Here is an 11776-nt window from a genome sequence, read left to right on the forward strand (position 1 = left end):
ATGTCCGTCACCTGCAACGTCGCCGACGGGATCGCCGACGTACGTCTCGCCCGCCCGGAGAAGCTCAACGCCCTCACCCTGCCGATGCTGCGGGGACTGGTCGACGCCGGTCGCGCACTTCGGTCGGACCGGTCCGTCCGCGCGGTGGTCATCTCCGGCGAGGGCGATTCCTTCTGTGCCGGACTGGATTTCGCCGAAGCCTTCGGCCAGCCCCGCGAGGTGACCAAGGCGGTCGTGCCCCGCCCCCGATGGGGCACCAACACCTTCCAGGAGGCGTGCTGGGTCTGGAGACGCCTGCCGGTGCCGGTGATAGCGGCGGTCCACGGGCACTGCTTCGGCGGCGGGGTCCAGATCGCGCTGGGCGCCGACTTCCGCATCACCACCCCTGACGCGAGATGGTCTGTACTGGAAGGCAAATGGGGGCTGATCCCCGACATGAGCGGCATCCGGTCGCTGGCCCAGCTGGTCGGCATCGAGCAGGCCAAACGGCTCACCATGACCGCTGAGATCTTCTCCGGCGACCGTGCCCGCGAGATCGGACTGGTGGGAGCGGTCGGCGCCGATCCGTACGCCGACGCCCGCGCCCTCGCCGACCAGCTCGCGACCCGTTCGCCGGACGCGCTGGCCGCGGCCAAGCGGCTCTTCGAGACGCGTTGGAACTCCGGACCACGCCGTACCTTCGCCCGCGAGCGCATCGAGCAGGTGCGGCTGATGACCGGGCGCAACTTCAAGATCGCCCGTGCGGCGGCGTTCGCCCGCGAGACCCCCGTGTACGAGTCGCGGGGCCGATGAGCTGGGAGCAGTTGTCCTCGCGGACCGTCTACCGCAACCGCTGGATCGAGGTGACCGAGGACCGCGTCGTGCGGCCCGACGGTGAACGCGGGATCTACGGGGTGGTGCAGGTGCGCCAGCCCGCCGTCTTCGTCGTCGCGATCGACGACGCGGACCAGGTCGTGCTGGTCCGGATGACCCGTTACACGACCGGGCCGTCGCTCGAGGTGCCGGCCGGCGCGTGCGACGACGAGCCGCCGCTGGAGGCTGCGCGACGGGAACTGCGTGAGGAGACGGGCCTGCAGGCGCGGGAGTGGACCGCGATCGGGCGGATGAACGCCCTCAACGGGATCTGCCGTGCACCCGAACACGTCTATCTGGCAACGGGACTCACTCAGGTCGGTGACCTCGGTGGGCGCGTCGAGGAAGGCATCCACGAGGTGGTGTCCGTGCCCTGGTCGGAGGCACTCGAGCTCGTGGCGGGCGGGGCCATCACCGACGGTGAGAGCGTGGCGGCGCTGATGTACGCGGACCTGCACCGCCGGGGCATCCGCCCCGGACTGCCTGGCGAGAGCTGAGGATCTCGGCTACGGGCCCGAGTGGTGAGGCAGGCATGCAGCGTCGGCGCTAGGACTGTGCCGGTGTGATCACCGCGGGGCGCGGGTCGGCACGCAGGATCGCGTAGAGCACTCCGTCGTGGAAGCTGCCGTCGCGCCACTGGGCGCCCCGGGTCACTCCCTCGTGCTGGAACCCGGCCGCCTCCAACGCGCGTTGCTCGGCGATGTTGTCCACGTCGGTGTGTGCCTCGACGCGGTTGACGGTGGTGTGTCGGAAGAACAGGTCGACGAGCTGCGCCTGCGCGTCGCGGCCGATGCCCCGGCCGCGGTGGGACGGGCGCAGCCAGATGCCGATCATCGGGTTGCGCGACGCGGCGTTCGGTCCCCAGTGCTGCCAGATCCAGCTCACGGTGCCGGCCAGCGATCGGTCTTCCGTGACGACGACGGAGAGGGCACCCGGAGCGTCCAGCTCCGGCGGCCTCGGCGACGTGTGCGCCGCGCGTGGCCCGAAATCGTCGTACGGGCTCTCGCCCCCTGTCAGCGACGGAAGGTCGGCTGGGATCTGCGGCCGGAGGAAGACGCCCATCCCGACAGTGTCGCCGCTCGGATGCCGGCGCGTCGTTCAGGGCGCCGTGGTGGATGCCGCCCCGGCCTCCGAGAGCGCGTCCCGGCGGCCCCGCCGGGCCACCCACGCGGTGGTGAGGACGGCCAGGACGACCACGAGCCCGAGCACCTCGGTGGTGGGGAAGTGCTTCACCAGCGTGGCGATGACCGTCGGCATGAAGAAGCCGACATAGGTCAGGCAGTAGAAGACGGCGTTCGTCATCGCCAGCTGGTGCGGCGGCGCGAGACGCTCGACCGCCGTGAGTCCGCCGACGAGCACCAGCCCGTATCCCGCGCCGAGCACGATCCCGGCGACCGGCACCAGCGCCCATCCGCTCACCTGCGCGACGAGCAGGGCCAGCAGCGACCCGGCGATGGCGCAGCCCATCCCGGCCAGCGTCGTGATGCCGGGGCGACGGGCCTCGAACCCGCGCGCCGGCTGCTGGATCAGCACCCCGGTGCCCAGCGTGAGGCCGGCCATGATGCCGCTGAACGCGACCTCCCAGCTGCTCACGGAGCCGCGCACGACGTTGGGCAGCACGACGAGGCTGATCGACGCGCAGGTGAAGACCCACGGCGCGGCTGGGGCGATGCCGGCCCAGAACGCTCGGCTCAGAGCGGTGTGCCGGCCCTGGGTCGGGTGCTCCCGGTGGTCCCCGGCGTCGGTGGTCGAGCCGGTCTGCGGAGTGGTCCAGGCGAGCACCGTCACCCCCGCCATCAGGACGATGTGCACGGCGTACGCGAGGATCTCCGGCGCAGGGAGCCACTGCGCGACCAGGCCGCTCACGAGGGGGCCGCCCATGAATCCCGCGGACAGCGACATGGCGGCCCGTCGCGCACCGGTGCCGGGCGCGGAGTCCGCGGACAGCTCCTTGACCCAGGTCGTGCCCGGCGCCATGGCCGCACCCGTGGCGACGCCGTAGAGCACCCGGCCCACGAAGAGGGCCGCTTCGCTCCAGTGCCCGAGCAGCAGCACCCCGGACGACACCATCGCGAGCAGCATCACCGGCCGGATGATCGCGCGGTGCCCGAAGTGCCCCGCCAGCCGCGCCGAGAGCAGCAGCGCCGGCATGAGGCCGATGACGTACGCCGCGAACATCGCCGACGTGACCTGCTCGGTCAGGTGCTGATGGGCTTCGTAGACCAGCAGCAGCGGAGCGAACTGGTTGGCGCCCCATCCGACGGCGAACAGCATGAGGGCCACCCGCATCCAGGGGTTGCGGGCGAGGAGGCGCATGCCCACAGCGTGCCCGGTCCCGGTCGCGCGCGCCGTACCTGGGTCGATTCCGAGGGGACCCCACGCCGGCGCGCCCAGATGACCGGGCCGCCGCTGCCGGCTGCACAGAATCTGCACGCATGAGGGAGACGGAGGTCACACTGCTTCGGATAGAGAAAGGTGACGTGTCACCGATATGATCGGGCCATGACTTCATCACGCGACATCGGCCTGCTCGCCCTTCGACTCGGCGTCGGAGGCGCCCTGGCGGCCCACGGCAGCCAGAAGCTGTTCGGCGCGTTCGGCGGCGGCGGCATCGAGGGCACCGGCGCCTTCTTCGATCAGATGGGCTTCAAGCCGGGCAAGGCGAACGCGTACGCGGCGGGCCTCGGCGAGGCCGGCGGCGGTGCGCTGCTCGCGCTCGGTCTCGCGACCCCGGCCGCGGCCGGCGCGGTGACCGGGACCATGGCGGTCGCGGGCTCCGTGCACGCGTCGAACGGGTTCTTCGGCCAGAACGGCGGCTACGAGCTGCCCGCCACGGTCGGTCTCATCGCCGCGACGCTGGCTCTGACCGGCCCCGGCACCCTCTCGCTGGACCACGCGCTCGGGCACGCCCTGAACCGTCCGTGGATGCGGGCCGTGGCGATGGCGGCCGTCGTGCCCGCCGCCGCGTTCGTCATCAACCGCCGCAGCAAGGCCGTCGCCTCCGCCGAGGCGGCGAAGGCCGACGCGCCCGAGGACGGCACCGGGTCCGCAGCCTGATCTCTCACCACCCCGGACGTGCCGGGTGGGGCGCAGTCGCCCCGCCCGGCACGTCTTTTTCGTATCTGAGCAGTGACGTCCTGTCGTCGCCCGGTCGTGGGCCGCGTCTCGACACGGCACCCACGCTTCATGCTGTCGAGACTCGGAGCGGGCCGATCGGTCGGTGCCGGGGGTGGGGTCTGGGAGACTGACGCCGTGGACTTCACCTCGGCGTACGCACACGGGTTCGCGCGGGTCGCGGCGTGCACCGTGCCCACCTCGATCGCTGACCCGATCGCCAACGCGGACACCGTGATCGAGCAGATCCGCGGATGTCACGACGATGCGGTCGCGGTGGCGGCGTTCCCCGAGATGTGCCTCACCGGCTACGCCATCGACGACCTGGTGCTGCAGGACGCGGTGCTCGACGCGGTCCTGGTCGCGCTCGACCGCGTCGTGGCCGCCACCTGCGACCTGCTGCCCCTGGTCGTGATCGGTGCGCCGCTGCGCAAGGGCCACCGCGTCTACAACTGCGCGGTCGTCGTGCATCGCGGGCAGATCCTGGGAGTGGCTCCCAAGGCCTACCTGCCGACGTACCGGGAGTTCTACGACAAGCGCTACTTCGCCGCCGGCGACGACCAGACCGGCGAGTGGATCACGCTGGGCGACAAGCAGATTCCCTTCGGTCCCGACCTGGTCTTCGACGCGGTCGACGTGCGCGGTCTCGCGGTGCACGTCGAGGTGTGCGAGGACATGTGGGTGCCCGTGCCGCCGAGCTCCCTGGCCGCGCTCGCGGGCGCGACCGTGCTGCTCAACATCTCCGGCAGCCCCATCACGGTCGGCCGCGAGAACGACCGGCGGATGCTGGCGCAGGCTCAGTCCTCCCGGTGTCTCGCGGCGTACGTCTATGCCGCGGCCGGACAGGGCGAGTCGACCACCGACCTGTCCTGGGACGGCATGACGATGGTCTACGAGGGCGGCCGGTTGCTGGCCGCGGGAGAGCGCTTCCCGGACGGCGCGCGTCGTACCGTCGCGGACGTCGACCTGGACCAGCTGCGGCAGGACCGGCAACGCGACGGATCGTTCGACGACAACGCCCGCACGTACGACAACCGGGTCAGCTCGTTCCGCACCATTCCCTTCACGCTCGACGCACCGGCCCGCGATATCGGACTACGTCGCCCGGTCGACCGGTTCCCTTTCGTGCCGGACGACCCCGCACGCCTCGCGCAGGACTGCTACGAGGCGTGGAACATCCAGGTGTCCGGCCTGATGCAGCGGCTGCGGGCGATCCGCCAGCCGAAGATCGTCATCGGGGTGTCCGGCGGCCTGGACTCCACGCACGCGCTGATCATCGCCGCTCGCACCATGGACCGCCTCGGGCGGCCGCGCAGCGACGTCCTCGCCTACACGATGCCCGGCTTCGCCACGAGCGACGAGACCAAGGCGAACGCCGTCGCGCTCGCCGGCCAGCTGGGAGTCACGTTCTCCGAGTTGGACATCCGCCCCGCGGCGACCCAGATGCTGCGCGATCTCGGTCACCCGGCAGGGCGCGGTGAGCCCGTCTACGACGTCACATTCGAGAACGTGCAGGCCGGCCTGCGCTACGACTACCTCTTCCGGATCGCCAACCACGAGGGCGGCATCGTGCTCGGTACGGGCGACCTGTCGGAGCTGGCGCTCGGCTGGTGCACCTACGGCGTCGGCGACCAGATGTCGCACTACAACGTCAACGCCGGCATCCCGAAGACGTTGATACAGCACGTGATCCGCTGGGTCGTCAGCTCGGAGCAGTTCGAGCCGGCCGTCGGGTCCACGCTCTCCTCGATCCTCACCACCGAGATCAGCCCTGAGCTGGTGCCGGCCGCCGAGGGTGCCAAGCCGCAGTCGACGCAGGCCGTCATCGGTCCGTACGAGCTGCAGGACTTCACCCTCTTCCACGTGCTGCGCTACGGCTTCGCGCCGTCCAAGATCGCGTTCCTCGCGCTGCACGCGTGGTCGGACGTGTCCCGGGGCGTATGGCCGGCGGGATACCCCGAGGGTGACCGGACGGCGTACGACCTGGGTCAGATCCGGCACTGGCTGGAGGTCTTCCTGCAGCGCTTCTTCGGTTTCAGCCAGTTCAAGCGCTCGGCCCTGCCCAACGGGCCGAAGGTCGTCGCCGGCGGTGCACTCTCGCCGCGCGGTGACTGGCGGGCCCCCTCCGACGGCAACGCCACGGTGTGGCTGGAGGAGCTGCGCCGCAATGTCCCCGACGCCTGACGTGGCCCCGACCGAAGCCTCCGGCGTCTCGGTGATCGCGGCGCCGCGGGGCGGTGTGCCGCTGGGTGTCTGGCCGCGGGTGGCGATCATCCTGGTCGGCGCGATCGGCACGGGCGTCGTCTTCCGGCTGTGGTGGATTCTGCCGGTCGCGGCCGCCCTGATCGTGCTGGTGGTGTGGGACCTGCGCCGGTCCGGCGGCCGGCGGGATCTGCGTGCGACGTCCGACGGCCTGGTCGGCATGCACCGCGGTAAGTCGCACTCCGTGGCGTGGTCGCAGATGGCGGGCGTGGAGTTCGTGCGGCCCCGCTCGGCGTTCTCCCGACCGGTGGCGCACGTCGAGGTCAGCCGGCACGACGATCCGTACGACACGGCGTTCGTGGCACTGGTGATCTTCGACAAACCCGACGGCGACGGCATCGCCGAGCGGCTGCGGACGGTGAGTGAGGAGCACGGCGTCCCGTTCCAGGCCACCAAGGTGTGACGGTGGCACAGGTGCGCGCGAGGGACACGGGTCTACCTGTGTCCCTCGCGCTTACCTGCGCCACGGTGGCAGGCCGGAGCACGTCGGCTGTCGGACCCGGCCGGTAACGTCGTGCCCGTGAAGGGTGGGTACCGCGTGGCGGACGGTTTCGGCGGTGACCACCCGGCGTACGAGCACGCCCACGCCTTCCAGGTGCGCGGCGCCGAGTGGCTGCGCGAGGTCTCCGACGCCGATATCGAGGCGTACGTCGGTGACAAGGCGTTCGAGCGCGCCCTCGGCTACGTCGACGCCGAGCGGGTGATCTCGGTCAACACCGGTGACCAGGGTCGGATGCTGCTCGGGGTCATCGGCGGCAGCCGCGACCGCGACTACACGACGCTTGTCACCCGCACCAAGGACACCGGCCCGCGCCCGCAATGGACCTCGCGGTGCTCCTGCCCGATGCAGGCCCGGTGCAAGCACGTGGCCACCCTGCTGCTCGTCGCCCGAGAGTCGCTCGGCGGCGAGGTCGAGGTCGACCGGTCCGCGTCGTGGCGCCGGTTCGTGCAGGAGTACGCCGACGAGCCGGCTGCGGCGACACGCCGCCTCGGGCTGCGGATGGTGCCGGTCACCCGCCCGTCCACCATCCACGACAGCACCCCCGCGCGGCGCATCGCGATCGTGCCGACCTACCTCGGCAAGGCCGGGCGGTGGGTGAAGGAGGCCGCCTGGCACGACGTGCTCTATGACAGCCCGGTGCGTCCGTGGGACCCCGCTCAGCACCGCGCGTTGAAGGCACTGCACCGGATCGCCGACGGCGGCCTGCTGCCGAGCGAGCTGCACCTCGACCAGTTCGCCGCCACGCTGTGGCCGGCGCTCGCCCAGGCTTCCGATGCAGGCGTGGCGATCATGCAGGGATTCGGTGTCTCCGCGGGCCTGGAGGTGGCGCCGTACCCGGTGACGCCGCAGCTGCAGGTGGTGCAGGACGACGACGAGGCCGATCTGGTGCTTGCGCCGGCGCTGCCCGAGTTGCCCGAGGGCGAACGCGTCTTCATCGGATCGCCGGCGCACGGCGTCGCCGTGATAGAGCGCGGCGGTGCGATGACGCTCGCCGGCTTCACCGCGCCGGTGCGCCCCGCGATGGAGGAGCTGCTGCGGTCCGGAGGTCTGCGGGTGCCCGCCGAGGACGCCGCGGAGTTCCGGTCCGAGGCGCTGCCCCGGCTCACCGACAGCGGACAACTTCCCCGGGTGCCGCACGCCGCCGCCCCGGCCGAGCCGCTGCGTCTGCAGCTGACGCTCGACAGTCCGGCGGACCAGCAGATCCGGGTGCGAGCCGGGTTCCGGTACGACGCGCGCCGCCTGCACCCCGTCACGCTCGGCTGGTCACAGGTCGGGCGCGATCGCATCGCCGAGCGGGAGCTGGTCGAGCGGGTCGGACCCCTGCTGCGGTCGGCCGGGCTGCTCGAGGCGGTGGGCGGCCTCGGCTGGTGGCCGCGCCCGGAGCACACGCTGCGCGGGTGGGAGGCCGTGCGGGTCGCTGCGGCCCTGCCGCAGTGGAGCGAACACGAGGACCTGCAGGTGGTGCTCGAGGGTGAGCTGCCGACGTACGAGCAGGTCACCGAGACCCCGCTGATCGAGATCGGCACCGAGGATCGGGAGGACGGCACCGACTGGTTCGACCTGCGGGTGAGCGTCAGCATCGGCGGGGAGGAGGTGCCCTTCGAGCCGCTCTTCGCGGCGCTCGTCCGTGGCGACGAGAGCATGCTGCTGCAGTCGGGCACCTGGTTCACCCTCGACGACCCGTCGTTGCACCGGCTGCGCGAGCTGATCGAGGAGGCGCGCGACCTGCTCGACCGGGAGCCCGGGGAGGGCCTTCGGGTAGGTCGCTTCCAGGTCGGCTTCTACGACGAGCTGGTCGCGTTGGGAGTGCCCGGCCGGCAGTCGACCCGGTGGGCGGAGGCGGTCAGCGGCCTGCGCGACGTCGGGCGGATCGAGCCGCCGAGATTGCCGGACAGCTTCCGGGCGCAGCTGCGGCCCTACCAGCGCGAGGGGTTCGCGTGGCTGAGCACGTTGTGGGATGCCCGTCTCGGCGGTGTGCTGGCCGACGATATGGGCCTCGGCAAGACCGTGCAGACGCTGGCGATGCTGGCGCGTGCGTACGAGCGCGGCGACCTGACCGAGCCCGTCCTCGTCGTCGCGCCGTCCTCGGTGGTCGGCACGTGGGTCGGTGAGGCCGCCCGGTTCGCTCCCGACGTCCCGATCGTGGCGCTGCCGCAGACCTCCGGCAAGCGGGGGCGGTCGCTCGCCGACACCATCGGTGACGCGCGGATCGTCGTGACGTCGTACGCCGTGCTGCGCCTGGACGCCGAGAACTTCCACGCCCTGGGGTGGAGCGGGCTGATCCTCGACGAGGCGCAGTGGGTGAAGAACCACCGGTCCAAGACGTTCCAGGCCGCCAAGCGGCTCGACGCGCCGTTCACGCTGGCGATCACCGGCACCCCGCTGGAGAACTCACTGATGGATCTCTGGTCGATGTTCGCCCTGGCCGCGCCGGGGCTCTATCCCGATCCGGAGGTGTTCGGGCAGCGCTACCGTCGCCCCATCGAGAGCGGGAAGGCACCGGAGCTACTGGAACAGCTGCGTGGCCGGATCCGGCCGCTGATGCTGCGGCGCACCAAGGAGGCCGTCGCCGCCGATCTGCCCGCCAAACAGATCCAGCTGCTGCACGTCGAGCCGTCCGCTCGTCACGAGGCGACCTACCGCCGGCACCTGCAGCGCGAACGCCAGCGGATCCTCGGACTGCTGGAGGACGCCGACACCAACCGGGTCGCGATCCTCGCGTCCTTGACCAGGCTGCGGCAGTTGGCGCTCGACCCGCGGCTGGTCGACGACGACTACCCCGCGGGCGAGCAGTCCGCCAAGCTGACCCTGCTGGCCCAGCACCTCACCGAGCTGGCCGACGAGGGGCACCGTGCGCTGGTCTTCAGCCAGTTCACCTCCTACCTGGCCCTCGCCCGCGATGCGCTGGATGCGGCCGGGGTGCGCACGTCGTACCTCGACGGATCCACCCGGGGCAGGCCGGATGTCATCGACGGGTTCCGATCCGGCGACCAGACGGCGTTCCTGATCTCGCTCAAGGCCGGCGGTGTGGGACTCACCCTCACCGAGGCCGACTACGTCTACCTGCTCGACCCATGGTGGAACCCGGCCACCGAGGCGCAGGCGATCGACCGGGTGCACCGCATCGGGCAGGAACGACCGGTGACCGTCTACCGGATGGTCTCGCAGGGCACCGTGGAGGAGAAGGTCGTGGCGTTGCAGGAGCGCAAGCGCGATCTCTTCGCTTCGGTGATGGATGCCGGCGGCGCCGTGTCGGGCGCTGTCACCGCGGCGGACATCGCAGCCCTCTTGGAGTGAAAGGTGTTGTCCTTGCGATGAAGTCGGAATTCGACGCGGAGATCTGGTACTGGAGGGGCCCGGCGCCGTTCTACTTCGTGAACCTTCCCGAGCAGGACGGTGCCGACCTGCGCGAGCTGGCGAAGGAGGTCAGCTACGGGTGGGGGATGATCCCGGTGCACGCGCGGCTCGGCGACACCGCATGGGAGACGTCCCTCTTCCCCAGGGAGGGGCGGTACGCGCTGCCGCTGAAGGCGAAGGTTCGTGAGGCGGAGGGTGTGGGCGACGGGGACTCCGCACACTTCGAGGTGACCGTGGCGGTGCGGTCCGGACGCTGGGTGTGAAGAGGGTTACGCGCGAGTAGGGTCGCGGTCATGAGAAATTCACGCACGAATCTGCGCTCGTACGCCGACGCACGGGCCCTGGTGACGGGTGGGTGCAGCGGCTTGGGCCTCGAACTCGTCAAGCTGCTGGTCGCCGAGGGCGCCCGGGTGCTGGTCGGAGACGTGCACGAGGAAGCGCCTGCGGGCACCCTTCCGCCCGGGGTGCAGTACCGGCAGCTCGACGTCAGGTCCGATGAGCAGTGGGACGAGGCCCGGGTGTGGGTCGAGACCCATTGGCAGGGGCTCGACCTGCTGGTCAACAACGCTGGCGTGGCGGCGGGCGGCCGGATCGATGTGACATCGATGGACGACTGGAAGTGGATCGTCGATATAAACCTGCTCGGTGTCGTCCGCGGGTGCCGCACGTTCACCCCGATGCTGAAAGAGCAACGGGGCGGGCAGATCGTCAACACCGCATCGCTCGCCGGACTCGTGCACTCGCCGGCGATGGCGTCGTACAACTCGGTGAAGGCGGGCGTGGTGGCGCTGTCCGAAACACTGCTGCACGAGTTGTCACCATGGAACATCATCGTGACAGTCATCTGCCCGAGCTTCTTCCGCACCAACCTGGCGTCCTCCCTGCAGGGCAAGGACGTCGAGATGGAGGAGACGGCGGTCGATCTGATCACCAAGGCTCCTCGCGGCGCCGTCGAGGTCGCCGCTGCGGCGTACGCCGGGATGAAAGCCGGCAAGTTCATCGTGCTCACCGACCCTGATGGGCGGATCGCCTACAACAGCAAGCGATTCAGCCGTCCGGTCTACACAGCGACGATGAAGCGTGCGGGAAAGAGTCTCGCGAAGGGCGGCCCGGCGATCCCACCGCTGGTGGCCAAGATGCAGGCCAGGATGGCTCAGCGCTCCAAGTGACGACCCGAACGGCCCGGTCCTTCCCCCGAGGGAGAACCGGGCCGTAGCCGCACGCGCCTCAGGTGGTCGTGCCTGCGCCCGTGCCGATCCCCGGAGCTGGAGGCGTCGCCTGACCGGCGCTGCCTCCGCCCTGGGGGCGTGCCCCGCCTCGGGTGCCGGTCCCGTCGTGGGTGCCGGTGCCACCTCGGGTACCGGTGCCGCCGAAGCCGCCGGGTGCCCACCGAGCCGTGCCTCCTCCGCCGGACTGGCCCGCGGGGGAGGCCGCCGCCGCGCCGATGGCACCTGCCGAGGACAGGCCGATCGCGAGGGCGGCGACCACGGCGCTCTTCTTTCCGGACCAGCGCGGCCGGCGCAGGGCGGGCGCCGTACCGACCGGGTGCGGGTGCGACCCGAGTGACGCCGCAGGCATGGGTCGGGTCGGGTCGTCCTCGGACGGACCGACACGTTCGGGCTCGTGCGACATCACGCACTCCTCACCTGCTCAGGGGCTTCTGACGTCGCCGATCGTGGCGGGGGCTTC

At 71.1% G+C, this 11776-nt stretch carries 11 protein-coding genes; 8 read left to right on the plus strand and 3 right to left on the minus strand.

Annotated elements, in window-relative coordinates:
• Entirely contained in the window at positions 1–792 is a 792-nt protein-coding gene (locus LVQ62_RS04995) for a crotonase/enoyl-CoA hydratase family protein (RefSeq protein WP_233765861.1), read from the plus strand.
• On the plus strand, positions 789–1349 hold the full coding sequence (locus LVQ62_RS05000; RefSeq protein ID WP_233765863.1) for an NUDIX hydrolase: 561 nt from the start codon (positions 789–791) through the stop codon (positions 1347–1349). The genes LVQ62_RS04995 and LVQ62_RS05000 overlap by 4 nt, the downstream gene beginning before the upstream one ends.
• Positions 1350–1398: 49 nt before the next feature.
• Here the strand turns inward: LVQ62_RS05000 and LVQ62_RS05005 are convergent, their stop codons facing one another.
• Together LVQ62_RS05005 and LVQ62_RS05010 are read right to left on the minus strand one after the other, a co-directional pair.
• Positions 1399–1914 (minus strand): GNAT family N-acetyltransferase, encoded by a 516-nt coding sequence (locus LVQ62_RS05005; protein WP_233765866.1) that lies wholly within the window; start codon positions 1912–1914, stop codon positions 1399–1401.
• Positions 1915–1950: 36 nt separating this feature from the next.
• Positions 1951–3168, minus strand: a complete 1218-nt coding sequence (locus LVQ62_RS05010) for an MFS transporter (protein ID WP_233765868.1) — start codon at positions 3166–3168, stop codon at positions 1951–1953.
• A gap of 186 nt (positions 3169–3354) precedes the next feature.
• On the opposite strand from LVQ62_RS05010, the gene LVQ62_RS05015 reads away from it, so the two are divergent.
• From LVQ62_RS05015 to LVQ62_RS05040, 6 genes are all read left to right on the plus strand, one after another.
• On the plus strand, positions 3355–3909 hold the full coding sequence (locus tag LVQ62_RS05015; RefSeq protein ID WP_179483248.1) for a DoxX family protein: 555 nt from the start codon (positions 3355–3357) through the stop codon (positions 3907–3909).
• Between the two features lie 195 nt (positions 3910–4104).
• The gene (locus LVQ62_RS05020) at positions 4105–6150 is read left to right on the plus strand and encodes an NAD(+) synthase (RefSeq protein WP_233765870.1); all 2046 of its coding nucleotides are present in this window, start codon (positions 4105–4107) and stop codon (positions 6148–6150) included.
• On the plus strand, positions 6134–6631 hold the full coding sequence (locus tag LVQ62_RS05025) for a hypothetical protein (RefSeq protein WP_233765873.1): 498 nt from the start codon (positions 6134–6136) through the stop codon (positions 6629–6631). The genes LVQ62_RS05020 and LVQ62_RS05025 overlap by 17 nt, the downstream gene beginning before the upstream one ends.
• Positions 6632–6748: 117 nt before the next feature.
• Positions 6749–10027, plus strand: coding sequence for a DEAD/DEAH box helicase (locus LVQ62_RS05030; protein ID WP_233765875.1), 3279 nt, complete (start codon positions 6749–6751; stop codon positions 10025–10027).
• Positions 10028–10044: 17 nt separating this feature from the next.
• A complete protein-coding gene (locus LVQ62_RS05035; protein ID WP_233765877.1) occupies positions 10045–10350 on the plus strand; it encodes a DUF1905 domain-containing protein in 306 nt (101 codons plus the stop codon).
• A 30-nt stretch (positions 10351–10380) separates the two neighbouring features.
• A complete protein-coding gene (locus tag LVQ62_RS05040) occupies positions 10381–11256 on the plus strand; it encodes an SDR family NAD(P)-dependent oxidoreductase (protein ID WP_233765884.1) in 876 nt (291 codons plus the stop codon).
• A gap of 58 nt (positions 11257–11314) precedes the next feature.
• Here the strand turns inward: LVQ62_RS05040 and LVQ62_RS05045 are convergent, their stop codons facing one another.
• Positions 11315–11719: a hypothetical protein gene (locus tag LVQ62_RS05045; RefSeq protein ID WP_233765892.1), complete on the minus strand. Its 405-nt coding sequence runs from the start codon at positions 11717–11719 to the stop codon at positions 11315–11317.
• Positions 11720–11776: the final 57 nt, after the last annotated feature.

Source organism: Allobranchiibius sp. GilTou73 (assembly GCF_021391335.1).
GTDB lineage: Bacteria > Actinomycetota > Actinomycetes > Actinomycetales > Dermatophilaceae > Allobranchiibius > Allobranchiibius huperziae.

Excerpts from the sequence above, each read along its gene's own strand:
- LVQ62_RS04995 (WP_233765861.1), top strand. The coding sequence starts at position 1 with ATGTCCGTCACCTGCAACGTCGCCGACGGGATCGCCGACGTACGTCTC.
- LVQ62_RS05025 (WP_233765873.1), top strand. The coding sequence starts at position 6,134 with ATGTCCCCGACGCCTGACGTGGCCCCGACCGAAGCCTCCGGCGTCTCG.
- LVQ62_RS05000 (WP_233765863.1), top strand. The coding sequence starts at position 789 with ATGAGCTGGGAGCAGTTGTCCTCGCGGACCGTCTACCGCAACCGCTGG.
- LVQ62_RS05035 (WP_233765877.1), top strand. The coding sequence starts at position 10,045 with ATGAAGTCGGAATTCGACGCGGAGATCTGGTACTGGAGGGGCCCGGCG.
- LVQ62_RS05005 (WP_233765866.1), bottom strand. The coding sequence starts at position 1,914 with ATGGGCGTCTTCCTCCGGCCGCAGATCCCAGCCGACCTTCCGTCGCTG.
- LVQ62_RS05040 (WP_233765884.1), top strand. The coding sequence starts at position 10,381 with ATGAGAAATTCACGCACGAATCTGCGCTCGTACGCCGACGCACGGGCC.
- LVQ62_RS05010 (WP_233765868.1), bottom strand. The coding sequence starts at position 3,168 with ATGCGCCTCCTCGCCCGCAACCCCTGGATGCGGGTGGCCCTCATGCTG.
- LVQ62_RS05045 (WP_233765892.1), bottom strand. The coding sequence starts at position 11,719 with ATGTCGCACGAGCCCGAACGTGTCGGTCCGTCCGAGGACGACCCGACC.
- LVQ62_RS05015 (WP_179483248.1), top strand. The coding sequence starts at position 3,355 with ATGACTTCATCACGCGACATCGGCCTGCTCGCCCTTCGACTCGGCGTC.